28 protein-coding genes are annotated in these 22,570 nt (G+C 36.0%); 19 read left to right on the forward strand and 9 right to left on the reverse strand.

The features are described 5' to 3' along the window. Positions 1–16: 16 nt before the first annotated feature. The 4 genes from JCM9152_RS10510 to nadE all read left to right on the forward strand — a co-directional run bounded on the left by JCM9152_RS10510 (position 17) and on the right by nadE (position 2,126). Positions 17–433, forward strand: a complete 417-nt coding sequence (locus JCM9152_RS10510; RefSeq protein WP_035343967.1) for an acyl-CoA thioesterase — start codon at positions 17–19, stop codon at positions 431–433. 157 nt (positions 434–590) lie between these two features. After that, a complete protein-coding gene (tlp, locus tag JCM9152_RS10515; RefSeq protein WP_035343969.1) occupies positions 591–824 on the forward strand; it encodes a small acid-soluble spore protein Tlp in 234 nt (77 codons plus the stop codon). 161 nt (positions 825–985) lie between these two features. Further along, the gene (locus JCM9152_RS10520; protein WP_035343971.1) at positions 986–1,330 is read left to right on the forward strand and encodes a hypothetical protein; all 345 of its coding nucleotides are present in this window, start codon (positions 986–988) and stop codon (positions 1,328–1,330) included. Beyond that, a complete protein-coding gene (gene nadE / locus JCM9152_RS10525; RefSeq protein WP_304503392.1) occupies positions 1,323–2,126 on the forward strand; it encodes an NAD(+) synthase in 804 nt (267 codons plus the stop codon). The genes JCM9152_RS10520 and nadE overlap by 8 nt, the downstream gene beginning before the upstream one ends. A 34-nt stretch (positions 2,127–2,160) precedes the next feature. Here the strand turns inward: nadE and JCM9152_RS10530 are convergent, their stop codons facing one another. Continuing rightward, positions 2,161–2,820, reverse strand: coding sequence for a reverse transcriptase-like protein (locus tag JCM9152_RS10530; RefSeq protein ID WP_035343975.1), 660 nt, complete (start codon positions 2,818–2,820; stop codon positions 2,161–2,163). 162 nt (positions 2,821–2,982) lie between these two features. On the opposite strand from JCM9152_RS10530, the gene metA reads away from it, so the two are divergent. From metA to JCM9152_RS10555, 5 genes are all read left to right on the forward strand, one after another. Then, positions 2,983–3,897, forward strand: coding sequence for a homoserine O-acetyltransferase MetA (gene metA, locus JCM9152_RS10535; protein ID WP_035343977.1), 915 nt, complete (start codon positions 2,983–2,985; stop codon positions 3,895–3,897). Positions 3,898–4,045: 148 nt separating this feature from the next. Further along, on the forward strand, positions 4,046–4,891 hold the full coding sequence (locus JCM9152_RS10540) for an alpha/beta fold hydrolase (RefSeq protein ID WP_052015848.1): 846 nt from the start codon (positions 4,046–4,048) through the stop codon (positions 4,889–4,891). Positions 4,892–4,963: 72 nt separating this feature from the next. Continuing rightward, positions 4,964–6,181: an EAL domain-containing protein gene (locus tag JCM9152_RS10545; RefSeq protein ID WP_035343979.1), complete on the forward strand. Its 1,218-nt coding sequence runs from the start codon at positions 4,964–4,966 to the stop codon at positions 6,179–6,181. Positions 6,182–6,343: 162 nt separating this feature from the next. Continuing rightward, entirely contained in the window at positions 6,344–7,516 is a 1,173-nt protein-coding gene (locus JCM9152_RS10550) for an MFS transporter (protein WP_235715686.1), read from the forward strand. Between the two features lie 23 nt (positions 7,517–7,539). Next, the gene (locus JCM9152_RS10555) at positions 7,540–7,848 is read left to right on the forward strand and encodes an iron-sulfur cluster biosynthesis family protein (protein WP_148296474.1); all 309 of its coding nucleotides are present in this window, start codon (positions 7,540–7,542) and stop codon (positions 7,846–7,848) included. Positions 7,849–7,910: 62 nt separating this feature from the next. Here JCM9152_RS10555 and JCM9152_RS10560 read toward each other — a convergent pair whose 3' ends face one another. Both JCM9152_RS10560 and JCM9152_RS10565 read right to left on the reverse strand, forming a co-directional pair. Then, positions 7,911–8,249, reverse strand: a complete 339-nt coding sequence (locus JCM9152_RS10560) for a YppG family protein (RefSeq protein WP_035343981.1) — start codon at positions 8,247–8,249, stop codon at positions 7,911–7,913. A gap of 13 nt (positions 8,250–8,262) precedes the next feature. Continuing rightward, positions 8,263–8,697, reverse strand: a complete 435-nt coding sequence (locus JCM9152_RS10565) for an Hsp20/alpha crystallin family protein (RefSeq protein ID WP_035343983.1) — start codon at positions 8,695–8,697, stop codon at positions 8,263–8,265. A 96-nt stretch (positions 8,698–8,793) separates the two neighbouring features. Here JCM9152_RS10565 and JCM9152_RS10570 point away from each other — a divergent pair, with 96 nt between their 5' ends. From JCM9152_RS10570 to JCM9152_RS10585, 4 genes are all read left to right on the forward strand, one after another. After that, positions 8,794–9,720: a dipeptidase gene (locus JCM9152_RS10570; protein WP_035343985.1), complete on the forward strand. Its 927-nt coding sequence runs from the start codon at positions 8,794–8,796 to the stop codon at positions 9,718–9,720. Positions 9,721–9,967: 247 nt separating this feature from the next. Further along, entirely contained in the window at positions 9,968–10,705 is a 738-nt protein-coding gene (locus JCM9152_RS10575; protein ID WP_035343987.1) for a SurA N-terminal domain-containing protein, read from the forward strand. Between the two features lie 157 nt (positions 10,706–10,862). Continuing rightward, positions 10,863–11,771, forward strand: a complete 909-nt coding sequence (locus JCM9152_RS10580; protein WP_035343989.1) for a chemotaxis protein — start codon at positions 10,863–10,865, stop codon at positions 11,769–11,771. Positions 11,772–12,107: 336 nt separating this feature from the next. Continuing rightward, positions 12,108–12,407, forward strand: coding sequence for a HesB/YadR/YfhF family protein (locus JCM9152_RS10585; protein WP_035343990.1), 300 nt, complete (start codon positions 12,108–12,110; stop codon positions 12,405–12,407). Between the two features lie 71 nt (positions 12,408–12,478). On the opposite strand, the gene JCM9152_RS10590 is transcribed toward JCM9152_RS10585, so the two are convergent. Further along, positions 12,479–12,715, reverse strand: coding sequence for a YuzF family protein (locus tag JCM9152_RS10590; protein ID WP_035343992.1), 237 nt, complete (start codon positions 12,713–12,715; stop codon positions 12,479–12,481). A 113-nt stretch (positions 12,716–12,828) separates the two neighbouring features. Between JCM9152_RS10590 and msrA the strand changes: the two genes are divergently transcribed. Together msrA and JCM9152_RS10600 are read left to right on the forward strand one after the other, a co-directional pair. After that, positions 12,829–13,347, forward strand: a complete 519-nt coding sequence (gene msrA / locus JCM9152_RS10595; RefSeq protein ID WP_035343994.1) for a peptide-methionine (S)-S-oxide reductase MsrA — start codon at positions 12,829–12,831, stop codon at positions 13,345–13,347. Positions 13,348–13,530: 183 nt separating this feature from the next. Continuing rightward, entirely contained in the window at positions 13,531–14,697 is a 1,167-nt protein-coding gene (locus JCM9152_RS10600) for an alpha/beta hydrolase (RefSeq protein ID WP_081727992.1), read from the forward strand. A gap of 53 nt (positions 14,698–14,750) precedes the next feature. On the opposite strand, the gene JCM9152_RS10605 is transcribed toward JCM9152_RS10600, so the two are convergent. Beyond that, positions 14,751–16,985, reverse strand: a complete 2,235-nt coding sequence (locus JCM9152_RS10605) for an alpha-galactosidase (RefSeq protein ID WP_035343998.1) — start codon at positions 16,983–16,985, stop codon at positions 14,751–14,753. A gap of 184 nt (positions 16,986–17,169) precedes the next feature. On the opposite strand from JCM9152_RS10605, the gene JCM9152_RS10610 reads away from it, so the two are divergent. After that, the gene (locus JCM9152_RS10610; protein WP_035344000.1) at positions 17,170–17,511 is read left to right on the forward strand and encodes a DUF1360 domain-containing protein; all 342 of its coding nucleotides are present in this window, start codon (positions 17,170–17,172) and stop codon (positions 17,509–17,511) included. A gap of 84 nt (positions 17,512–17,595) precedes the next feature. Further along, positions 17,596–17,724 (forward strand): hypothetical protein, encoded by a 129-nt coding sequence (locus JCM9152_RS23680; RefSeq protein ID WP_268870719.1) that lies wholly within the window; start codon positions 17,596–17,598, stop codon positions 17,722–17,724. Positions 17,725–18,231: 507 nt separating this feature from the next. Here the strand turns inward: JCM9152_RS23680 and JCM9152_RS10615 are convergent. The 4 genes from JCM9152_RS10615 to JCM9152_RS10630 form a co-directional block, all read right to left on the reverse strand. Continuing rightward, positions 18,232–18,996 (reverse strand): coiled-coil domain-containing protein, encoded by a 765-nt coding sequence (locus JCM9152_RS10615; protein WP_035344001.1) that lies wholly within the window; start codon positions 18,994–18,996, stop codon positions 18,232–18,234. Between the two features lie 49 nt (positions 18,997–19,045). Beyond that, positions 19,046–19,357: a hypothetical protein gene (locus JCM9152_RS10620; protein WP_148296475.1), complete on the reverse strand. Its 312-nt coding sequence runs from the start codon at positions 19,355–19,357 to the stop codon at positions 19,046–19,048. Between the two features lie 18 nt (positions 19,358–19,375). Continuing rightward, positions 19,376–19,918, reverse strand: a complete 543-nt coding sequence (locus JCM9152_RS10625) for a hypothetical protein (RefSeq protein ID WP_052015839.1) — start codon at positions 19,916–19,918, stop codon at positions 19,376–19,378. A gap of 65 nt (positions 19,919–19,983) precedes the next feature. Next, entirely contained in the window at positions 19,984–20,625 is a 642-nt protein-coding gene (locus tag JCM9152_RS10630; RefSeq protein WP_035344005.1) for a BMQ_0737 family morphogenetic spore coat protein, read from the reverse strand. Between the two features lie 185 nt (positions 20,626–20,810). Between JCM9152_RS10630 and JCM9152_RS10635 the strand changes: the two genes are divergently transcribed. Both JCM9152_RS10635 and JCM9152_RS10640 read left to right on the forward strand, forming a co-directional pair. Next, on the forward strand, positions 20,811–21,575 hold the full coding sequence (locus tag JCM9152_RS10635) for an AAA family ATPase (protein WP_035344007.1): 765 nt from the start codon (positions 20,811–20,813) through the stop codon (positions 21,573–21,575). Positions 21,576–21,830: 255 nt separating this feature from the next. Next, positions 21,831–22,568 carry a sugar phosphate nucleotidyltransferase gene (locus JCM9152_RS10640; protein WP_035344009.1) on the forward strand — a complete coding sequence of 246 codons (738 nt, stop codon included), beginning with the start codon at positions 21,831–21,833 and terminating at the stop codon, positions 22,566–22,568. The last annotated feature ends 2 nt before the right edge of the window (positions 22,569–22,570 follow it).

Raw genomic sequence — 22,570 nt, forward strand, 5'->3', positions numbered from 1 at the left:
TGGAAGGACGATATTTTTGTACATTTCTAAAAAAGAAATTCAACTATTGTATGCAGATACAGATATGATGGGTGTTATTTATCATGCTAATTATTTAAAGTATTTTGAATTAGGTCGAGCGAGTCTCATAGCTGAAGTTGGGTTTAGCTATGTAGAGATGGAGAATAGTGGATATTTTGCGCCTGTATATGATGTTCAAGCAACATACAAGAAGCCCATTCGTTATGGTGATCGGGCATACGTTCATACATGGATTGAATTGAATGATGGAATTAAAACGATTTATGGCTACCATATTGTGAATGGAAAAGGTGAACTTTGTGTTGAAGGTCAAACGACACACATCGTAGTGAAAAAAGAAAACTTCAAGCCTGTTGCATTTAAGAAAGCTTTTCCGGAGTGGTTTAGTAAGTATGAAGACCTGAAAAAATAAAACCGCTGGAAAATTTGACTAGCAATGGCTTCGCACATTGCTTAATGGGCACTGAAAAAGTATGGTTTTTAACTTTTTCAGTGCCCTTCGTATAATCTCTACTCTTTTTTCCATACTAATTATGTAATAAATTCTCATTGGAAAGAGGGAGAAAGTAATGGCTAAGCCGGATAACCGAAATGATAATGTAGAAAAGTTACAAGAAATGAAGCGAAATACTCAGCATAATATTGAAGCGGCTGAAGAGGCAATTGCTGAAACGAACATGTCAAGTGAACAAAAACAAGATGTACGAGCTAAAAATGAACGTCGAGAAGAAAGCATCGAAGCATTTGAATCAGAGATGGAAGATGAAAAACGAGCTAGACAAAATGGGTATAAAAATGAGTAATTCATAACTCTTTATGGTGTGTATCGTAGACAATGCGATACACGCTTTTTTATGATAAGAAAGAAAAGATGCTGTCACGTTTTCCTTATTGTTCAAATAAGACAGTATTCTTATTCTTATGCTATACTATTGAAATAAATAGAAATCAAAAGGGGAAGAAAATGGCTTTTGGTATTTCACGTACACAATTAATGGAATGGAAAGAAAAAGCAAGTAACGGTGAGATTGCTTTTTTGACTCATTATTGGTTAGATGATCGTTTTCCGAATTGTACGACGGTAACGAAAGTCGCTTGCTCAAATAGACAAGCTTTGATTGAATGGGGAAGGCAATATGGCTTAAAGCAAGAATGGATTCATCAAAGAGATGTATACCCTCATTTTGATTTGGTCGGAACTGTTCAGAAAGACGTTCTTTGGAAGGAAGGGCAGATTGATCAACTACATCGATTATTGAAAGGAAAGGATGAGATCAATGAGGACTCAGCAACAAATCGTAATGTCTGATTTACAAACAAAACCAGCTGTTGAACCGAAGGAAGAAATCCACAGAAGAGTTCAGTTTTTGAAAGACTATTTAGTACATACAGGTGCAAATGGATTCGTTTTAGGGATATCGGGAGGACAAGATTCCACGTTAACCGGAAAGCTAGCTCAAATGGCTATTGATGAGTTAAATCGGGAAGTGGCAAAGGAATATGCATTTTATGCGGTGAGATTACCATATGGTGTTCAACAGGATGAAGAGGACGCACAAGATGCCATTCGTTTTATCCGACCGACAAAGGCGATCACGATTAATATCAAAGCCGCTGTAGACGCATCGATGGAAGCATTTGAACGTGCAACTGGTGAATCATTATCCGATTTTAATAAAGGAAACACGAAGGCAAGAGAGCGAATGAAAGCTCAGTACGATTTAGCTGCGCATTACGGATGTCTTGTTATCGGAACCGATCATGCAGCTGAAGCGATTACTGGTTTTTTTACAAAGCACGGTGATGGGGCTTGTGATGTTACACCTATTTTCGGTTTAAATAAACGACAAGGGAAAGCATTATTAAAAGAGCTTGGCGCACCGGAGCATTTATATTTAAAGGCACCTACTGCTGATTTGGAAGATGATAAGCCAGGTTTACCTGATGAAGTGGCATTAGGGATGAGTTATGATCAGTTGGATGACTATCTAGAAGGTAAGTCAGTCCCTGATGCAACGATGAAGCAGATTGAAGAACGTTATAGAAAAACAGAACACAAACGTCAGCTACCAGTAACTGTGTATGACGAGTGGTGGAAATCTTAAATCTAGAAAAAACAGAGCAAGAATGAACCGGTCATTAGGTTTGTTCTTGCTTGCTTTCGATTAATGTATCGTTCAATGCTTGTGTAGCGAGTTTATGGGCTTCTTTATTTTTGCTTCTATCAATTAGAGCATATTCAATCTGTACGCCTAATTGTTTTGCTAGCTCGTCAATCCGGTCTAACCATTGGCGAAAATGTTCTTCATAGCAAGGCCATTCACCTGATGCTTGTTTGACGACTGTCAAAGAATCAGAATAGATCACAATAGCTTGGTTTGTTACCGTTAGTAATTCACATGTTTGGAGACAGCGATAAAGAGCCGCATATTCTGCTTCATTGTTGTCCTCTAGTAAGTCTAATCGATCGTTTTGACGATGGCGCCAGCTGCTTCCATGCTGTTTATAATAAATCACCCAGCCAATCCCCGCTTCTTTTGTATGTGGATCGAAGCCACCATCTATAAATACTTGAACGTTATGAGGCATTGTTCGTTCCTGTTGTAAATATTTCTTGAAATCTTTTATAGTCCATGAAGTATCGTATTGATCAATGGCCGTATAAGAAACCATTCGACCTGATTGCTCAAGATCTATTATTAGATGATAAGCATCTTGAATCGTCAACCACTCGGATGTCATCATGTAGTGGTTTTTCTTTTTTTTCATACGATATGTCCATTCAATTTTTACGTTCATATCATCACTCCCTAAAGGATGGTAAGAATTGCATAATCGTCTCTTTCATGATAAGGTAAATTATCGAAATAATCTATTTTTTATTTGTGTCTTATTGTGAGTAGTATGAAAATAATTGAGTCAACTCATACATATGAAGTAAAGCTAAAGGAGTAAGTGTCAATGCCAATTAAAATTCCAGATCATTTACCAGCTAAAGAAATATTAAATAATGAGAACATTTTTGTGATGGATGATAGTCGCGCATATAGTCAAGATATTCGTCCTTTGAAAATTGTCATATTAAATTTAATGCCGATAAAAGAAACGACGGAAACTCAATTACTTCGTTTATTAGGAAATACCCCCCTACAAGTGGAAGTTTCGTTTTTATATCCGAGTACTCATGTCTCAAAAAATACGTCACATGAACATTTACAAGCTTTTTATAAGACATTTGATGATATTAAGATGAAGAAATATGATGGCATGATTATTACAGGGGCTCCGATTGAGATGCTTGAATATGAAGAAGTGAACTATTGGGAAGAATTAACAAAGATTATGGACTGGAGTAAAAATAATGTGACATCAACTTTGCATATATGTTGGGGAGCGCAAGCAGGCTTATATTATCATTATGGTGTTCAGAAATATCATCTAAAGGAAAAAATCTTTGGTGTATACACTCATTCAATTGAAATGCAAAACGTGAAGCTTTTGAGGGGGTTTGATGATGAATTTTTGGCACCTCACTCAAGGCATACTGATGTGAGAAAAGAAGATATTGATAAAGTTCCAGATTTAGATATTTTAAGCTTATCTGATGAAGCGGGAGTGTATATTGTCGCATCGAGGAATGGTAAGCAAATTTTTGTGACAGGTCATTCAGAATATGATGTATGTACGTTAAGGGATGAATATGAGCGAGATCGTCAAAAGGGTTTAGACATTCATGTGCCTGAAAATTACTTCCCTAACAATGATCGTGAAAGGCTTCCTCGATTACGATGGCGTGCTCATTCCAATTTATTGTTTTCGAATTGGCTGAATTATTATGTGTATCAAGAAACACCATTTGATTTAAATGGTGAATAATGAAACTTATATTAAAAAGGAACGGTTGCTAGCTTCTTTATTCTTTCAAGCTTGTTTGAACGAGAATAAAGTGTTGGAGGCATACGTTCCTTTTGCTTTAGGCAAACTATGTTATAGGTTAATGGTAAGAAGGGAATGGGGTGAACAAGTGGAGAAGGAAGTTATTCAATCTACATTATTTCTTAATGAAACGGACGTCTACTATCAATTTGGTAAAGCGAATGGTCATTCAAAAGGTACGATTATTTTAATTCATGGGTTTGTTTCATCGTGTTATTGCTTTCGAAAAATCATACCTAAGTTACAAAAGCATTACGACGTTTATGCAATTGATTTACCTGGATTTGGCCGAAGTGGTAAACGAAAAGACTTTGAGTATTCATTTCATAACTATGCTAATGTTATTATTTCCTTCTGTCACTTATTTCGATTAACGAATGTGATACTAGTTGGTCATTCTATGGGGGGGCAGGTCGCCTTATATACCGCTCTACAAGAGCCCAATTTGATCTCGAAAATGATTCTTATGGCTAGCTCGGGTTATTTAAAAAGAGTGCGAAAACCATTCGTGTATGCCTCATATTTACCGTTTGCTAAGTTTGTTATGAGGCGTTGGTTTGAAGGAAGAGATTATAAGCAATCATTGTTGCAAGTTGTGTATAACAAAAAGCTGATTGACCAAGCAACAATCACTGAGTACACGAGGCCATTCTCTGAAACCCAATTTTTCGATGCATTACTTGGTTTAGTAAGGCATCGTGAGGGAGACCTTTCAAAAGAAGATCTAAGTCATATACATCATCCGGTTCTTCTCATATGGGGAGAAGAAGATCAAGTTATTCCTATTCGTATAGGAAGAAGATTAAGCGTTGACTTACCTAATGCCGTATTTACTTCATTTAAGAAAACAGGTCATTTAGTACCAGAAGAAAAACCAGATCAAGTGACAAAGCTTATTTTTACATTTATTGAAAATGAGAAAGCTGTACAATAAAGCGATTTGTCATAACGTATGGTATAATTATAAATATCGTTCGTGTTTGCCGGATTTCAAGGAGGTGGTTGAATGGATCCGTTAGATATTATCATGAATAAAGATAATATTACTCCTTACTATCAAGCAGTTGTAAGTGCGGATAAGCAATTAGTGATTGGATATGAAGTCATCCCTCAATTTCAGTCTGGGAAGGATTTCATACCTTTAGATTGGTTTTTTCGTGATTCTAACATCCCTGATGAATATCGATTAGAGTTACACGATTATATTCACCGACTTGTGCTAAATGAATTACAAGCTGAGCAGCAATCGGCCATGATGTATTTTCAATATGATATTGAACTACTCATTAAAGATAATGGTGAAACTTTTTTGAAAAGAATGGCGCAATTGGAACAGCAAGGGTTAAACTATAATCAGGTTGCCCTGCAATTTCATAGTAATGAATTAGTTGATAAGGCTAATGAATATAAGCACTTCTTTTTTTATTTGCAAAGTTTAGGGTTTCGAATTGTTATTACGGAGATTGGCCAATCGACTAACCGACTTGATCATATTGTTATGTTGAAGCCGAATGTTTTAAAAGCAAAAGTCTCATTTATTGATGAAGAGGAATTACCTCATATGTTTGGAGAAGTTCATCAAACATTGTCCATGCTCTCGAGGAAAATAGGAGCTACGTTATTATTTGAAGGTATATCGAACTTTAATCAATTGAATTATGCATGGCGTAATGGGGGGCGTTATTATCAAGGGGAGTTTATTCAACGTCCCCGTCCTTCTCTCGTCCCATTAGATTGTAGTACAGTACGTTTAAGAAAGAGTTTTACCCATTTCATGACATTTGAACGAAAAAAAATAGAAGCACAAGTTTCGTTAACAAATGAATTGAACTATATTTTGCGTGAATCTTTGAAACTAATGACAACAGACGATACATTCGATGAAATGTTAATGAAAGCAGCGAAAGAGTGTGATCGATATGCATTCCGTCTTTACATATGCGATGCTGAAGGATTCCAACAGTCATCAAACGCAGAAAAAGATAAAGAGAATGCATGGAAACTAATAGAAGAAGGACGCTACAAAAACTGGAGTTGGCGGCCATATTTTTTGGAAAATATTGTTCGTATGAGTATTGAGAAAAAAGGTATATTATCTGATTTGTATACGGATATCGAACGAGATGAACGGATAAGAACGTATTCTTATCCCATTTCAGAAGAATTGTATTTATTTTTGGATATCCCTTATGACTATTTATTTGAACAGGAAGGATTGTTGTAGTCAGACCTTGTAATCTAAGGTCGGCTCTTTCTTTTTTGTTTAGTAAGTCAGAATAAGCAAAAGTCGATTCAAAAGAAAAAGATTTGAGTTGCTGTGGGTTAAAGGGCACAAAAAAGTTAAAAATCAACCTTTTCAGTGCCTGGTAAGAGGGGAGAGTTTTTTTTGCATGAGAAATCAGCGTATCGTTTAATGGCCTATTTATTCTTTATCCATTCTACGATGACCATTATTGTTGGGTATATTCCGGTCTATTTTCAAGCGGAGGGTTTATCAAGCTCTCAGGTTGGATTATTAATGGCTATTGGTCCATTAGCGACTATTATAGCACAGCCGTTTTGGGGATATATGAGTGATAAATATAAAAGCATTAAACGGATGCTTCTTGTTGCTATTGTAGGTGTAATCGTATCGGCTATGATGTTTCTGTTTATTGATTCTTTTTTAGGATTTATGGTTTTAATGTTTGTTCTTTTTCTTTTTATTTCACCGACAACTGCATTAGGTGATTCTTTGGCACAGCAAACGGCCTACTCACAACGAATTAGCTTTGGAAGAATTCGTATGTGGGGTTCGTTAGGGTTTGGAATTACTTCTTTACTTACGGGCTATTTATTAAGCATTGTTGGTGTTGAAAATATTATGTACCCTATGCTGACAATGGCTATTGTATCGTTTTTCTTTGCTTTAAACATTCAAGATGCTCCGCAAACGAACAAACCCGTTACAGTCATTGATGCCTTCAAGTTAAGCATGAACCCTGCCCTTCTGTTTTTTTTAGGCTGTGTTCTCTTCATTTCGGTTACTCATCGTGCAAATGATACGTATTTAGGCTTGTATATTGTTGAACTTGGTGGACCTGAGGCAATGATAGGATGGGCGTGGTTTATTGGAGTCTCAACAGAAGCGATCGTTTTCGCTACAAGTGCTTATTGGTTTAGAAAGTGGTCACCACTAACCTTTGTTATCATTGCAGGTTTTATTTATGTGTGTCGCTGGTTTATGTTAAGCTTATTGAGTGAGCCGTGGATATTACTCCCACTACAAGCATTACATGGTGTGACCTTTGGTTTACTATATTTAACTGCATTCCAATTTGTAAACTTCTTAATTCCGAAGCACTTACAAGCGACTGGACACGTTTTATTCATTACAATTGTCTTTGGACTTTCAGGTATCATTGGCTCGCTATTAGGCGGGTATCTCATTGATATAACGTCAATGAATCAGCTTTACTTTTTCATGTCCATTAGTGCATTATTTGGAACTGGCTCATTAATTATATTTAAACGGTTTTATGATGCTAGAGTAGAAATTAAAAAAGAAGCAGTCTCATAATGATAGAATAGGAGGTTTTGATGATGGATATACAAGTAACTCCATCTGCTATTGACTTTTTCAAACAAACATCGTTAGAAGGTAAAAAAATTCGGGTTCGCGCTTATGACACATTTGAGTGCAGTACGATGGTTGCCTATGATATTGTGTTAGATCATAAAAATGAAGATGATCATGAAAGTATGTTAAATGAACTTCCTTTTATTTATAATAAAAAGGCGATAGAGGAAATAGGGAAGTATATTAAGATTGATTATGTTCCTTCTCAAGGTTTGAAAATGGTTAATACAAATCAAACGTTAGCATATGGTTTATCGTTAAAATCAGTGTGAATAATTATTTATTGTAACACCACCTACGAAAAGTATTTCACTAACGTAGGTGGTGTGTTTTGTTACTTCTTTAGAAATAGACCGCCGACTTGCTTGATAATCGGACTCACTTGGTTAACGGTCTTAACTACTTGATCAACGGTTTGAACGGTACGGTTCATATCAAATTTGCCTTCTTCATTCATAAATATCGATTTTACGAACGACGTTTTTTTCGGTGAAGCGTTTGGCTGTTGCTGCATATGTTGGTGATAGGGCTGTTGAAAAGGTTGTTGAAAAGGTTGCTGACGCCTTTGTTGAAATGGGATCCTTCCGTTTGGCATATGCTGTGGGAATGGATGGATAACAGGGTGATAAGGTCTAGGTTGCTGCTCGTAATATGGTGATTTCATTTGAAACATACAAGTATTCCTCCTATTCAATCGTAATTTGTTTTCGATTGTGTGGGATTTGAATGGTAAGTAGGCCATTCGTATAGGATGCTTTTACATCCTTTTCGTGAAATGTGAATGGAACATAAAGAATGCGTTCACGTACACTCTTAGCTGCGTACTGTTCGGTACGACCGGCTTGCTCATCATTGATTACGGTTTGTTCCTGTTCAATTACTTGAATCCGAATTGATTGGTTGTATATGTCTAATTTAATTTGACTTTTCTTTACACCGGGTAATTCCACATCTGCACGCCATTGTTGATTTTCTTCAGATATATAAACGGGAAATGTTGGTTGAAATAGAGAGTGATCTGGCAAAGAAGAGTAGGTTTGTTGGAAAAAGTCATCGATTGATTGTAAAAAGTCTTGGTATCCTTGTGGGAGCTTCTGGAACCAAGGATGATTTTCAGACATGATGTTCACCTCATTGTTGAGTAGTAGCTACTTTTATATGTATGTGTCATTTAACGAAAGGTGATTGTTTCATAAAAGGAAAGGTGGGGGTAACTGATGAATTATGAAGTGGCTGATAGTCATTGTGATGCCCTATTAAAGCTATGGGAACAACCGTTGCGAAGCTTTCGAAACTCAAAAGAGATCGATGCAAACTATGAAAGGTTAAGACAAGGGAATGTGAAGGTACAATTTTTTGCGATTTTTGTTGAACCTTGGATCAAGCAAGATCATAAATTTCAAGTCGTTTTAGAGCAGGTGGATCATTTTTACAATCAAGTCTTAACTCAACCAAAAATGAAGCATATAAAATATTGGCAGGAAATAAATGATATCCAACCAGATGAGATCGGAGCAGTATTGACATTGGAAGGTGTTGATGCCATTGGAGATGACCTCGTTAAGTTATCGATATTGCGACATCTTGGTGTATTATCTGTCGGTTTAACTTGGAATCAAGCCAATTTAGCAGCTGATGGAGTTGGCGAAGAACGTGGGGGTGGATTGACGAACTTTGGTAAAGAAATTGTCCACTTTATTAATGAAAACAAAATGTTAACGGACGTTTCTCATTTAAGTATAGCAGGATTTTGGGATGTCATTGAGTTAGCTCATAAACCTATTGCAAGTCATTCAAATGCGAAACGGTTATGTAATCATAGACGGAATTTAGCTGATGATCAGATTAATGCATTAATAAAGAAGGGCGGATATATTGGGATTGTCTTTCATCCCTTATTTTTAGCAGACGACGGGCATGCATCGATAGTACATATTATCGAGCAGATTAATTATTTTTGCTCGCTTGGTGCAGCGAATCATATTGGATTTGGGTCTGATTTTGATGGAATTTCATCTTATGTTAGTGGTTTAGAACATAGTGGTCACTTTTACCAACTAGGTGAAGAGCTTGAAAAAAAGTTTTCTTCTTCATTTTTAGAGAAATTATTTTATAGGAACATGAAGCATTTTCTTCTTTCGTAGGAAAATACAACGGTTTCAATAAGGTTCATTGATTAAATAATCATTGAACCTTATTTTTACATATTTTTTGATACGTCTCGATGTTAGTTGACGCCAATATTGGTTTCATCGCGTTTAAAGGCAAGGAAATGTTTTAGTTTTTTTCAATTTTTGATCTCAGAAGAATGACAACCGTTGAACGAGTATGAAACCGAATGATGACGTATGTTACACTTGCGATAGAATTTAAAGAAGGGATGAAATGTACATGGAGAAATTTTTTACAGTCATTTTTTCAACAGCGCTAGCTTTAATATTAGTTGCTTGTGGTGGTGATGAAGAACCTGAACAAGTTGACGGAGATGTGAATGAAGATTCTGGTGAAATTGAGCAGGATATAGATTTAGGGTTTAATGAAGAGGATATTCCTGAAGTAATTGCTACGGTGAATGGTCAGGAACTAGATCGTGATCTATATATTGCTTTATTGCAACAAGAAGCAAATAACTTATTAATGCAGGGCGTTGATATGAGTACTGAAGAAGCACAGAATTATATGAACGATGCGAAGCGAGAAAATTTAGAGCATTTAGTAAATGAAGAGCTCATTATTCAAGTAGCTGAAGAACGAGGAATAACAGCAACCGAAGAAGAAGTGGATGCAGAAATTTCGATGTATCTAGATAGTATGCAAATTGAAGAGTCACAGTTGAATGAGATGCTAGATGAGCAAGGCTTATCAATGGATGATGTGCGTGAAGATTTTATTGATCTTGTTCTTAGAGCTAAATTTATTGACGAAGAGATTTCAACGCCGGATATTACTGAGGATGAAATTGAAGCTACTTATGAAGAGCTAGTGGCTAATGCTGGTGAAGAGATTCCTACGTTAGATGAGTATCGCGAGGATATTGAACAATACTTGAAGAGTCAAAAGGAACAAGAAGAACTCAATTTAATCATTAAAGATTTAAAGGAAGATAGTGAAATTGAACGGTTTGTTTAATGAGAAAAGAGTCCTGAAACCTTAGCTTTCGGGACTCTTTTTTTATGTTCATATGCGAACTTTATTAATTCGTATAAATTTATGAAAATTATTGTTGCTGATTCTATCTATTCTCCTATAAACTATAAGTAGGAAATTAGTTTCGGTAAATGGAGGAATGGATATGGAAAAGAGCAATATTTTGCTTGAAACAGGAACGAACGAACTAGAAATTATCCTTTTTAAAGTCGGGAAAGGAACATTCGGTATAAATGTCCTAAAGGTAAGAGAAATTATAAATCCTTTGCCGATTACAGAGACTCCTAATGAGCATGAGCATGTTGAAGGTGTCATACGGTTACGAGAAGAGGTTATTCCTGTAATTGATTTAGCCAAAGTATTAAATGCTCCACCTTCAGAAAATCTAAATGAAGATAAGCTCGTGATTGCTGAGTTAAATCAATTAAAAGTAGCCTTTCATGTACATAGTGTTTCAAGAATTCATCGTATTTCGTGGGAACAAATTGAGAAGCCAAGTGAATTATCTCAAGGGGTTACGCAAACAATCGGAATCGTTAAGATGGAAAATGAAATGCCTTTATTACTCGATTTTGAAAAAATTGTAGTTGATATTAATCCAGAATCCGGCTTGAGTGTCGAGCAAGTAAAGTCAATGGGGCCGAGAATGCGTTCTCAGAAAAAAATATTAGTTGCTGAAGATTCACCTACTCTTAGAAAATTGTTGCATGACACATTGCATGAAGCCGGTTATGACAGTATACAATTTTTTGAAAATGGAAAGATGGCTTGGGAGTATTTAGAGCTGTTAGCAAAAGAAAATAAAAATGATATTGACCGACGAATCCACGCTGTTATTACAGATATTGAAATGCCACAAATGGATGGCCACCATTTAACAAAAAGAATTAAAGAAACTCATGCTCTTAAACACTTGCCTATTATTATATTTTCATCATTAATTACGAATGATCTTTATCATAAAGGCGAAAGTGTTGGTGCATCTGCACAAATTAGTAAACCAGAGATTGTGAAGTTAGTCGAAACGCTCGACGACCTGCTTAATTAACGTAAATAGGAGGTGACTGTAGAAAGGAGAAGCTTTCTTCTGCAGTCACCTTTCATCGTTTTTAGCAACCATACGTTTGGAACGTGTTAGTGAGTTTTTTGGTGTAATGTTTTTAAAATATCTTTTTTTTGTTGTTCATTTATAAGGCCTAGTTTAGTGAATAGATGTGCACAATAAACTGTTTTTTGTTTTGTGCTCATATTAAAACTCCTTTTTCTTTATAATATGTCCAAAGGAAATAAAGTTTCCTTCAGGAAACTTTATTAGGCGCTTGATTAGACAAACAAGAACGATCATTGTTATGATGTATGGAAAGTGAAGTTGGGAGTGAGATCATTGAATATTGAAGTAACGAAACCTGCTATCCAATGGTTTAAGGATGAATTCGATATAAATAGTGAAGAGCATTCGTTTATCCGTATTTTTGCAAGATATGGAGGATGTGGGTCATTACAGAGTGGTTTTTCGTTAGGGATAAGTAAGGAAAGTCCAGAGAAGGTAGGAGAAAAAACAGAGGTGGAAGGTATAACATTTTATATCGAAGAGGAAGATCTATGGTATTTTGATGGTCATCATCTTAAGGTGAAGTATAGTCGGAAAAACGAAGAAATTGAATTTGTGTATGAACAAAAATAAAGAGGCCGGGACGGCTTCTCAGCTTAATGATTTTGCTATGTCCAAGCCTCTTAAAGTAGTCTGTAGGGCCCTTATGAGGGCATTACCCAAACAATTTCTTGGATTCGAACAAAAAACGAAGATTGATTACCAACTTGAATAACAACATGATCTGGTTTCACATCTAATAGTGTGCCTCTTAAATTACCGCGAGTCGTTTCAATGACAACGGTAGATTGAACAATTGATTGCAACGTTTGAACGACGAATGGATCAACCATAGAAACAAGTTGCGGACGGTTTGCCGATGCAGAAGTAGGATTATTCATAAAAGGGCTCCTCCTTTTTGTTAATATGCACTGTCATCCTATGCATTCGCCGTGACGTTGGTTAGGCTTAAACCTATAAGTTAGAATAATTTGGTGAGAAAGCAGGAATATTTATGGAGAAAGCGACATTTGCAGGTGGTTGTTTTTGGTGCATGGTTAAGCCCTTTGATGAGCTTCCAGGCATTATTAGAGTTGAGTCTGGTTATATGGGTGGCGTTGTACAAAATCCAACCTATGAACAAGTGAAAACAGGGGAAACAGGACATTATGAAGTTGTTCAAATTACGTATGATCCGTCATTGTTTTCTTATGAGCAGTTATTAGGTCTTTACTGGCCACAAATTGATCCTACTGATCCTGATGGACAATTTCATGATCGAGGTTCGCAGTATAGAACGGCGATCTTTTATCATACGAATGAGCAAAAGAATTTAGCACAACAAACGAAAGAAGAGATTGAGAATAGTGAACGGTTCAACAAACCAATTGTTACACAGATCCTACCAGCTAAAATATTTTATTTAGCAGAAGATATTCATCAAGGTTTTTATAAGAAAAGACCAGAAGAATATAAGACTGATCGTGAACAGTCAGGTAGGGATTTATTTATAAAGAAAAACTGGGAAAGCTGAACCGAATAAAAGAGTCGCGGAAAAGACAATGAATCTTTTTCGTGATTTTTTTGTCGTGAAAATATTGTTGAAGTATATAAAAGATTCTAATATTGTGTGAAAATATGAAAAAATATGAGAGAAAAACTCACTATTATGAATTATTTCTGATATACTAATACTAAAGAGAGAGGAGTGGATATGATGAAACGAAACTTACACAGAATGCGCATCTTTATCATGATATCTTCTCTAACATTGATCGTATGCGCTCTTTCAGTTGTTTTGATTGTTCATTATTGGACCCATACAGAGGCAGGACGAGTACCTCCGAAAACAGCCGTTGTTTTACAGGCGATTAACGAAAATTTAGTAACAACAGATATGAAAGCGCCTCAGTTTTTAACGTCTTCAGGCTCGGCTCGTTTTACACGTGAATACATTGAAATTCCTGTAGGTGATGGCAGTACAATTAAGAGTAAAATGTATCGACCGATAGAAGGTGACTCTCACCCGATTATTCTTTACTATCATGGTGGAGCATTTATGGAAGGTTATGGTGATATTGAAACCCATGATAACATTGTTCGAGCTTTGGCAGCTCGAACAAATAGCATTGTGATTGCTGTAGGATATCGAGTTGCACCAACCTACCCGTTTCCAACAGCTATTGAAGACAGTTATGACGCTTTAAATTGGGCTCATACGAATGCGTTTTCTATTGGCGGTGATCCAAATCATATTTCAGTAGCAGGTGATAGTGCAGGAGGCAATATAGCAACAGTTGTTTCATTGATGTCGCGGGATCGGAATGGACCAGACATACAGTCACAGGCATTGTTCTATCCGTTAACTACGTTTCAAGATGTAGATTTTGATTCGCGTTATAAATATGATAGCGGTTACTATTTATTATCAAGAAGTGTTATGTTAAGAGCGCGTGACACATACACACCTCAAGAATCGTTATGGGGCCATGCATATACTTCTCCACTTGATGCTGATTTGGAAGGGTTGCCTCCAGCGATCATTATTACCGCAGAGTTTGACCCTTTGCGTGATGAAGGAGAAGAATACGCAAGAAGGCTTGCTGAGAGTGGCGTACCTGTCGTGAATTATCGTTATAACGGTGTGATGCATGGCTTTGTTTCATTTTATGAAATCATGTATAGAGGTAATCATGCTTTAGCAGAAGCATCATTATTTCTTAGAACGGCAGATACTTCTACTGAAAGTATGTATCAATTTCAAGTAGTTGATGGTGCGACAAATACAAGAATTCAATTACGAGAAGAAGCTGAAGCGTATGCGATTGGGACTTTTTTAATCGGCAAGAAAGCTCTATCTTTGTTCTATAGTATTGTTCAATAAAAAATGTATTCAATCACAGCGACTAAAAATAAAGTCGCTGTGTTTCTGCATGTTTAATCACTAATCGCTTTTAAAACGAATAACTTGGAAGAGAAGTCTCCTTCTTTTTTCTTTGACCAAAACTCATTTGCGCGATCGGTGTAATTCTCTGCAAGTATAATACCGACGTTCATTAATTCATCGCCATAGTGAGTAGTTTGACGTTCTTCAATGACATATTTTTGAGTAGGATCTAGTCCTTTTAATGGAATACGGTAGTAATGATCATTTGGTTTAGATAATACTTTGTAATAACCGACAATTGCTTCAGATTGGTCGGCAGCTACAATCATCCAAGAAACTTCATTTGATTCAAATGGATTTAATAATCTGAAAAATGTACCAGTGCGAATGAGTTCTCTTTTTTCCTTATAGAAGCTGACTTGTTCTAGAATACGCATCTTTTCGTCTTCATCGATATTTGTAATATCTAACTCGTAGCCAAAGGTTCCAAAAAAGGCCACATTTGCTCTAGATGCAATAGGAGTGATTCGACCAACTTGGTGGTTAGGAACATCAGACACATGGCTACCAATTGAATTTAATGGATAAACCATTGAACTCCCATATTGTATTTTCAGTCGTTCTACGGCGTCTGTATCATCACTTGCCCACGTCTGTGGAGCATAGTAAAGCATTCCAGGATCAAAGCGAGCTCCGCCACCAGCGCATGACTCAAATAAAATGTGCGGATATTTTTCAATTAATTGTTCATATAGGTTATATACACCCAATATGTAGCGGTGAAAGACTTCTCCTTGCTGATCTACATGAAGATTGTTAGAGTACGGTTCAGTAATATAACGATTCATATCCCATTTTATATAACTAATATTTGAGGTTGAAAGGATGTCGTCCATCATTTTAAAAATATAGTCAACCACTTCGGCTCGACCAAAGTCTAATATAAACTGATTTCTTCCGTGAGAAGCTGTTCGATTAGGTGTTTGAATAACCCATTCAGGGTGCTTCTTAAATATTTCCGTATCTGTACAAACCATTTCTGGTTCAAACCAAAGTCCAAATTGCATTCCCATGTCTGTTACTTTCTTCGATAATCCTGGAATACCATTTGGAAGCTTCTTTTGGTTGACAAACCAATCGCCAAGTGAGCTCGTGTCATCATTCCTCTCACCAAACCAACCATCATCAAGCACAAATAACTCAATGCCAACCTCTTTCGCTGCTTTAGCAATAGTGAGTATTTTCTCTTCATCAAAATCAAAGTAAGTTGCCTCCCAATTGTTAATGAGAATAGGTCGGACGCGATCTCGCCAGAAGCCGCGAACGAGTCGTTGACGATATAAATCATGAAATGCTTGACTCATGCCATTTACCCCCGTATCACTATATACCATAACGCATTCAGGAGTTTGAAACGATTCGTTAGGCTTTAAATTCCAAGCGAATTGAAACGGATTGATCCCCATTGTCACGCGTGTTACTTGATACGTATCTACTTCAACTTGTCCAAGGAAATTTCCGCTATAAACAAGACTAAATCCATATACTTCACCCGTGTGCTCAGTTGTGTGTGGTCTTTTTAATGCTAAAAAAGGATTATAAATATGACTACTTGCACCACGAGAGCTATAAATGGACTGTATTCCTTTTGTGAGTGGTTGATTTTCTACGTGGGTTTCCCGTGCCCAAGCCCCCGATAAATACGTCATTTCATAATTGGCATCAGGAAAGTCAATGCTTGTACTCATTGCACGATTTAACTGAATATTCGTTTGACTTTGATTAACGAATTGTGCATGTCGACAAATAACCGGTCGATTTGTATAAATGGTATAGCTTAATATGAGTGTACATTTTAAGATGTGATCAAATAACGTGATCTCAAGAGTATCAGCTTCATTGACATCGTCGACATACGTGGAAGGTAAGCCATTTAGTGGCGGTTTCCCTTCAATCATTCGATAGCTTTGATAAGTGAAGTTCGTAATAGAACTTCCTATTTCATTTGTGATCATATGAGAAGGGTAACGATAATCAGTCGCTCCATAACTTGGATATTCTTGCTTTATATGTTCAAAGGAGGATGTGTGGTCCCCTTCATAAAGGTTGCAGGAAGGTCTTACTTCACGTTCAATGAGATGATCATAAGAATCTCGATGTTTAATGGTTTTACCATAGTAAAGGTGCTCTAATTGATGACTTTTCTCTAAAACTCGAAATATATAACTAACTTTATCGTTAAACAAATGAAACTCCAAGCTTTTCTCGTTTACTTTAATTGTCAAACTCCTCACCGCCTATTTTTATTAAGTATAATTGCTTCTATTGTAACAATGTCAAACAAATGATTCAATACATTTATTAACTAAATTTAACTTAACGTTACCTTTATTTTTAACTAATGTTTTAATGCGCACTCATAAGAGTGTTTTATCATATATAAACAGAAAAGCTAAAGGAGGGAGCAGGATGTATATGATGTGGATGGATCTTTTTATTATGATATTTGCTACATTTCGAATCACTCGATTAGTTGTAAATGATTCCATTACGTCTTTTTTACGCAATCCTTTTTTAGAAATTTCATATATGGAAGACGAAAATGGTCAATTATTTGAACAAACTGTTATAAAAGGAAAAGGTATACGGAGATGGATAGGAGAATTATTAAGTTGCTATTGGTGCTTTGGCATCTGGTGTTCTCTCTTTGTTGTTCTTGTATATGTAAATGTTGATCAAGTTCAGATTGTCTTTCTTATTTTTGCAGTGGCAGGAGTCGCATCTTTTATACAGTCAATGGTGTCAGATTAAAGATGTTAACTAGTAGACAATTGCCTAAGTCAAAACAATCATTGTATGAATAGTATAAATGTGAACAAATAAGGAGGTAATCGTGTGAAACAATACAAACCTGTTGTCATTAATCGCGGAAATAAAAAAAAGTCTAGCCATTTAACACAGAAGCAAGATGCAACCATACGACCAGTAAAAAGAGCAGGGTGCTGTTTGAAAGCAAAACGATAAGTAAAGAGGCTGTGGGATATAACAAAAGTTTTTAGTTGAGAATCCGAACATGTATAAAACGTAACGGATGAAATATGCGTAGACTCTTGCGGGCCTCAAGCAAATGTGAGACCCCGCAATGCTAGAGGGCACCCAAAAAGTTAAAAACTTAACTTTTTGGGTGCCCCTTAAGCAATGAGAGAAACCGTTGCCTATTTTGGGAAGCTTGATACGAATGGATTTCTCGTATCGAGCGAGTAACGGGTGTAGAGATTGCTTCTTAAATGAAAGGTATTGTAAAAGCCGATGTACGTTTTCAGTGGCACCTTGCTCCACGAGGAGGCCCAACAGCTTCCCGCGGAAAGCGTCAGGAGCGGTGAATGTGCTCGGTTTCTCATTTTTTGTCCGAGCCTCTCATTTTGTTGACAAAGTCTTAGCGACGTATATTCAGGAGCAGGTTTATTTACATAACCGTGATTTGTTCGTATTCTTGTTTATAAAAACTCTTTTTTCTCCGTCTCTTTACTTTTACGTTTCTGTCATTTCATCTTCCAATTGTGTAATTTCCTCATTAAGGTTTGTTAATTTTTCTTCTAATTGATGAATAAGTAAATTCTTTGAATAGAATTGTTCTTCAAATTGAAAGGTTTCTTCTAATAGAGAGCGAAAGTAGTTTTCAATATTGTGGATGAATTCTTGTTTTTCCTTGTCGTCAGCCAATGTTTCACTAATCATATCTGATGCTAAAAATGGCTCTTGCTTCAGCTTTCGTTTTTCAAGGGATTCGATCTTTTCCGTTAATGTTTGGATCTCATTTTGTGACTGTTGTAATTGGGCTGTGAGTCGTTGTATTTCGCTGTCTTTTTTCACTAATTTGGTTTGAAATTGTTCTTTGTCATTCTCCGATTTTTTTTCCGCTTGTTGTTGTAATTGTTGGATAGCTCTTTCTTGATCAACTTCGTATTTCTTTTTAAGTTCATTTAAATTAGTTTCCTTCTCCTCCAATTGCTGTTGTAGATCCATTCTTTCGTCTAATAGTAGTTTTTTTATGTTTTCGTGTTCATTCGACATACGCATTATCTGTTCTTCTAACTGATTGGCTTTTGTTTCAGATTGACTTTCTAACTCCTTGTGTTCAAGACGCAATTGTTTATTTTCCTCTTTTAATTCCTTTAGTTGTGCATAATGATAATTATTTTCATATTGTTCAACTTTCTTTTTATATTTGGTTAACTCTGATCGATAATAAATGAGCTTTTGTTGTAATTGTACGATTGAATCGTTTGTATTCATGTTTAAAACCTCCCATCATAAAAGTATGTAACTGTTCAGCTAGAAGTGCCTATTTGGCTATTAATTTTTCTAATTGACTATTAATGAGGTCATATTCTTTCTTTAAGGACGCCACAACCTTTTCATAATGTTCGACAACGTCATCTAACTCTTCCTTCATTTCAGGTGTTGTTTGAGGTGAGTGATTATTCCTTTGAAGTGACAACGTTAATAGAGTGATAAATTGGTTTAATGTTTTATGGTCCAAATAGACAAAGCTTGAGCTTGCTAGTTGTTGATCATCTTTTAAAAGCTGTATTTGCCTCGTTAAAATGTGACGTGCTACATATTTCAAATATAGCTCTTGTTTCTGTCCTGTCATCATAATCGCCCCTCTCAATTATGAACCACTTATAAACAGCTGGTTTATAGCGGCAATGCCTTCTTTGTACTCTTCACAATAAGTAAAGCCCGTCACGCTTCCTGAATAGGAATCAGTGCTTTTCCATTTTATCCTAAAATCAGAAAATGATAATATCTCATTTGGTTTTATAAGCTGTACATTTAACGGCTTTAACCAATATTCCATCCGATTTGTATGATCATTTAATTTCTCCCAAGCACCTTGAGGAATCGTCGCCAATTTACGAGGTTTGTATACATATTTACCTGAAAAATGAAAGGGAGCATCTTCGCTTAGTTTGATACAAATATATGGGTTTGTCATGAATGTATGACTAAGGTTATGAATATGATAAGTACCAATAATGAAGTGATCTTCTTTTGATTCTGAAGAGAGGTTAAGAGAATAAGTGAAGTAACTAATGATTTGTTGCTGTTGCTGGTTTTCAAGTGTTGTAAGAACTTCTTTCACATGATCTAAGAATATATGTGTTTCATGATTCCATTCATTTATCATATTTAAAAGTTGCTGTTTTGTCATAATCTCACCTCAAAAAAAATAAATGAGAGGATGATTCCTCTCATTTACAATATGCATAAGCTGGATTAATCATCACCATTATTCGGGAATATAACTGGACATTGTGGCGGAATAGTTGGAGTTGGGCATGGAACGATTGGTAATAATTCTCTTGGTTCGCAGAAGTCTGCAAAGATTTCAAGAGTAACCGGGAATGTTGATTGAATACTTTGACATAACCGAACGGTTACACCGACATCTAATGTTCCGACTCCTGGAGTAACGTCATCACAATTGAATACACAAACGAAGCAGTCAACATCTGTATACGTGACATTAACGTCTGTACCTTCTGGTGCACACAGAACGACTTGCTCACAACGAGTGAAAGGGAATGTTCCCGCTTCTACTGTTTGACCTGCTGTCGTATTGATGATAATGGTCACATCGAAATTCTTCTGTAATGAGACAAGTTGAAGTGTAATAGGTGTACCATTAATCACAAATGGACGATCTTCACGGTTTAGTACTTCAGTATCGTTTGTTTCCACTTCACACGTGACAGACTCTACATCATCACAAGTTATCTGAACTCCATTTACAATCGGTAACTCAATATCGTCAATGGTTAAGTCAAATGTGGCTTCGTTAATAATCCAGTCATATACTTTCTCTGTATTAATGCAAAGGAGTTCGCCATCTCCATTTACTGGTGGTTTTGTATGCATGAAGTAAACACCTCCGGGTAAGATTAATTTCTTTTCACTTGTAGCATATGAATATAAATAAATATGGTTACATGTTTAGTTGATTTTTTTAACTTCATCATGAATGTGGGGTGTAACATGAACTAAAACCGTGTTTAAGCTGGCTATTTCTGAGACGATTATTATGAAGGAGAGGGTGAAATATCATGCAATATTCTAAAGAAGAGCTGGAACAAAAGCTCCAATATTATAAGGAAACGTTGCAATCGTTAAAAGCAGGAACCTTGGTGGATGACTATTTTCTTTTAAAGGAAGAACTCACGATAATAAGAGAGAATCAAACACAATATCTTAAACGAATGGATCAGTTAGAAGAATTAATAAATAATCATGATCGTAATAAAGAAAATGAGAATCACCAATTATTAAAAAATGAAATCGAATTACAAATTGAGAATCTAGAAAAACAGTGGAATATTTATATGGAAGATTTCGAGGACAAAAAATGGACATTTCAACAAGCGGTTGAAAAAATGGAACAAGAACTTGAGTTAAAAGTTGAGAATGATTCCTACAAGGAGCTATTAAAGAGAGTGAATGAAATGGAAGGGAATGTTCGTGATCGACTTTCTAATCAAGAGCAGCAATTAAGAAATATTGAGGATAAATTAGAAAAAATGGAGGAGTATGTTGAAAAACAAAATGAATTGGCTGAAAAAGCAGAGTCAGATGAATTCACTCAGACAATTGCTAAACGTTCTTCTTCTGACTATAAGAAATTGCAGCAGCTCATTTCTTCATCAGGACAACAAGAAGAGCAACAGTCAAAAACGAAGTGGTCTGCTAATTCTCCTATGAACAAGGCACTTGAATCGAATAAGACTAATGAAAAAACAGCTCTTCAATCGTATTTCCCTCCTAACAGTAAAGGCTTTCAAAAGCATAGAGATACAAGAAAGGAGAATAAATAACAAATTGCGTTTATTCAAAACAATCAGAAAAAACGAGGGTTCCGTTTATTGTAGTTAAATGAACGGGAACCTTTTTTTGTATGTTTGAAATAGTAGATAATCCCTTTCTTGACTACTGAAGTTGTTTTGACCTTCGTTATGATTTTAGATGGGTGGCTTGTCATGAACCGTCAAGCGTTTTTTAGCATATAAAAAAAGAGAGTGTCAAATAGACGAAGGGAATTGTAATGGTTTTAATGGGAAGGAGGGGTTATATTGAAAGGAGTAATCCTAGCAGGTGGTACGGGAAGTCGTTTAAGACCATTTACAACTATTATGAACAAACACCTCTTGCCAGTTGGTGCAAAACCGATGATTTATTGGTCTATTTTTAAATTAAGGGAAGCAGGAATCCATGACATATTAATCATTACGAATCGAGAAAGCTTAACGTATTTTATTCAATTGTTTGATGATGGTCAAGAACTAGATGTAAAGCTAACATATAAAATTCAAAAAGAGGCTAGTGGTATAGCTGATGCCATTTCTTTAGCAAAAGGTTTTGTAGAGGATGAGTCATTTATTGTGATGCTTGGAGATAATTTGCTAGAAGATTCATTATCTCCATTTATTCAAAAATACAAAGAGAAAAAAGAGGGTGCAATGGTCCTTTTGAAAGAAGTACATGACCCAGAAAGATTTGGAATTGCGGAAATAGATAATGAAAAGAAAGAAGTACTGTCAATAATCGAGAAACCGAGCAATCCGAAAACGAATTATTGTGTTGTCGGAATTTATATGTACGATCAACAAGTGTTTCAATTCATCGATCAGCTTATTCCTTCAGAACGAGGAGAATTAGAAGTGACGGATATTAATCGATTTTATATTAAAAACAAGCAGCTCACTTATGAAGAGCTTAAAGGTTGGTGGCTCGATGCAGGAACACATTATTCATTACACGAAGCAAATGTACGCATGTATCAACGATCAAGGAAAAGAAAGGACAAATGAAG

Source organism: Halalkalibacter hemicellulosilyticusJCM 9152 (genome assembly GCF_000513115.1).
Classification (GTDB): domain Bacteria; phylum Bacillota; class Bacilli; order Bacillales; family Bacillaceae_D; genus Halalkalibacter; species Halalkalibacter hemicellulosilyticus.

What these genes read in the sequence shown, in the direction of transcription:
- tlp (WP_035343969.1), top strand. Translation starts at nt 591, where the DNA reads ATGGCTAAGCCGGATAACCGAAATGATAATGTAGAAAAGTTACAAGAA.
- JCM9152_RS10520 (WP_035343971.1), top strand. Translation starts at nt 986, where the DNA reads ATGGCTTTTGGTATTTCACGTACACAATTAATGGAATGGAAAGAAAAA.
- nadE (WP_304503392.1), top strand. Translation starts at nt 1,323, where the DNA reads ATGTCTGATTTACAAACAAAACCAGCTGTTGAACCGAAGGAAGAAATC.
- JCM9152_RS10530 (WP_035343975.1), bottom strand. Translation starts at nt 2,820, where the DNA reads ATGAACGTAAAAATTGAATGGACATATCGTATGAAAAAAAAGAAAAAC.
- metA (WP_035343977.1), top strand. Translation starts at nt 2,983, where the DNA reads ATGCCAATTAAAATTCCAGATCATTTACCAGCTAAAGAAATATTAAAT.
- JCM9152_RS10545 (WP_035343979.1), top strand. Translation starts at nt 4,964, where the DNA reads ATGGATCCGTTAGATATTATCATGAATAAAGATAATATTACTCCTTAC.
- JCM9152_RS10555 (WP_148296474.1), top strand. Translation starts at nt 7,540, where the DNA reads ATGGATATACAAGTAACTCCATCTGCTATTGACTTTTTCAAACAAACA.
- JCM9152_RS10560 (WP_035343981.1), bottom strand. Translation starts at nt 8,249, where the DNA reads ATGTTTCAAATGAAATCACCATATTACGAGCAGCAACCTAGACCTTAT.
- JCM9152_RS10565 (WP_035343983.1), bottom strand. Translation starts at nt 8,697, where the DNA reads ATGTCTGAAAATCATCCTTGGTTCCAGAAGCTCCCACAAGGATACCAA.
- JCM9152_RS10570 (WP_035343985.1), top strand. Translation starts at nt 8,794, where the DNA reads ATGAATTATGAAGTGGCTGATAGTCATTGTGATGCCCTATTAAAGCTA.
- JCM9152_RS10575 (WP_035343987.1), top strand. Translation starts at nt 9,968, where the DNA reads ATGGAGAAATTTTTTACAGTCATTTTTTCAACAGCGCTAGCTTTAATA.
- JCM9152_RS10580 (WP_035343989.1), top strand. Translation starts at nt 10,863, where the DNA reads ATGGATATGGAAAAGAGCAATATTTTGCTTGAAACAGGAACGAACGAA.
- JCM9152_RS10590 (WP_035343992.1), bottom strand. Translation starts at nt 12,715, where the DNA reads ATGAATAATCCTACTTCTGCATCGGCAAACCGTCCGCAACTTGTTTCT.
- msrA (WP_035343994.1), top strand. Translation starts at nt 12,829, where the DNA reads ATGGAGAAAGCGACATTTGCAGGTGGTTGTTTTTGGTGCATGGTTAAG.
- JCM9152_RS10600 (WP_081727992.1), top strand. Translation starts at nt 13,531, where the DNA reads ATGAAACGAAACTTACACAGAATGCGCATCTTTATCATGATATCTTCT.
- JCM9152_RS10610 (WP_035344000.1), top strand. Translation starts at nt 17,170, where the DNA reads ATGTATATGATGTGGATGGATCTTTTTATTATGATATTTGCTACATTT.
- JCM9152_RS10615 (WP_035344001.1), bottom strand. Translation starts at nt 18,996, where the DNA reads ATGAATACAAACGATTCAATCGTACAATTACAACAAAAGCTCATTTAT.
- JCM9152_RS10620 (WP_148296475.1), bottom strand. Translation starts at nt 19,357, where the DNA reads ATGACAGGACAGAAACAAGAGCTATATTTGAAATATGTAGCACGTCAC.
- JCM9152_RS10625 (WP_052015839.1), bottom strand. Translation starts at nt 19,918, where the DNA reads ATGACAAAACAGCAACTTTTAAATATGATAAATGAATGGAATCATGAA.
- JCM9152_RS10630 (WP_035344005.1), bottom strand. Translation starts at nt 20,625, where the DNA reads ATGCATACAAAACCACCAGTAAATGGAGATGGCGAACTCCTTTGCATT.
- JCM9152_RS10635 (WP_035344007.1), top strand. Translation starts at nt 20,811, where the DNA reads ATGCAATATTCTAAAGAAGAGCTGGAACAAAAGCTCCAATATTATAAG.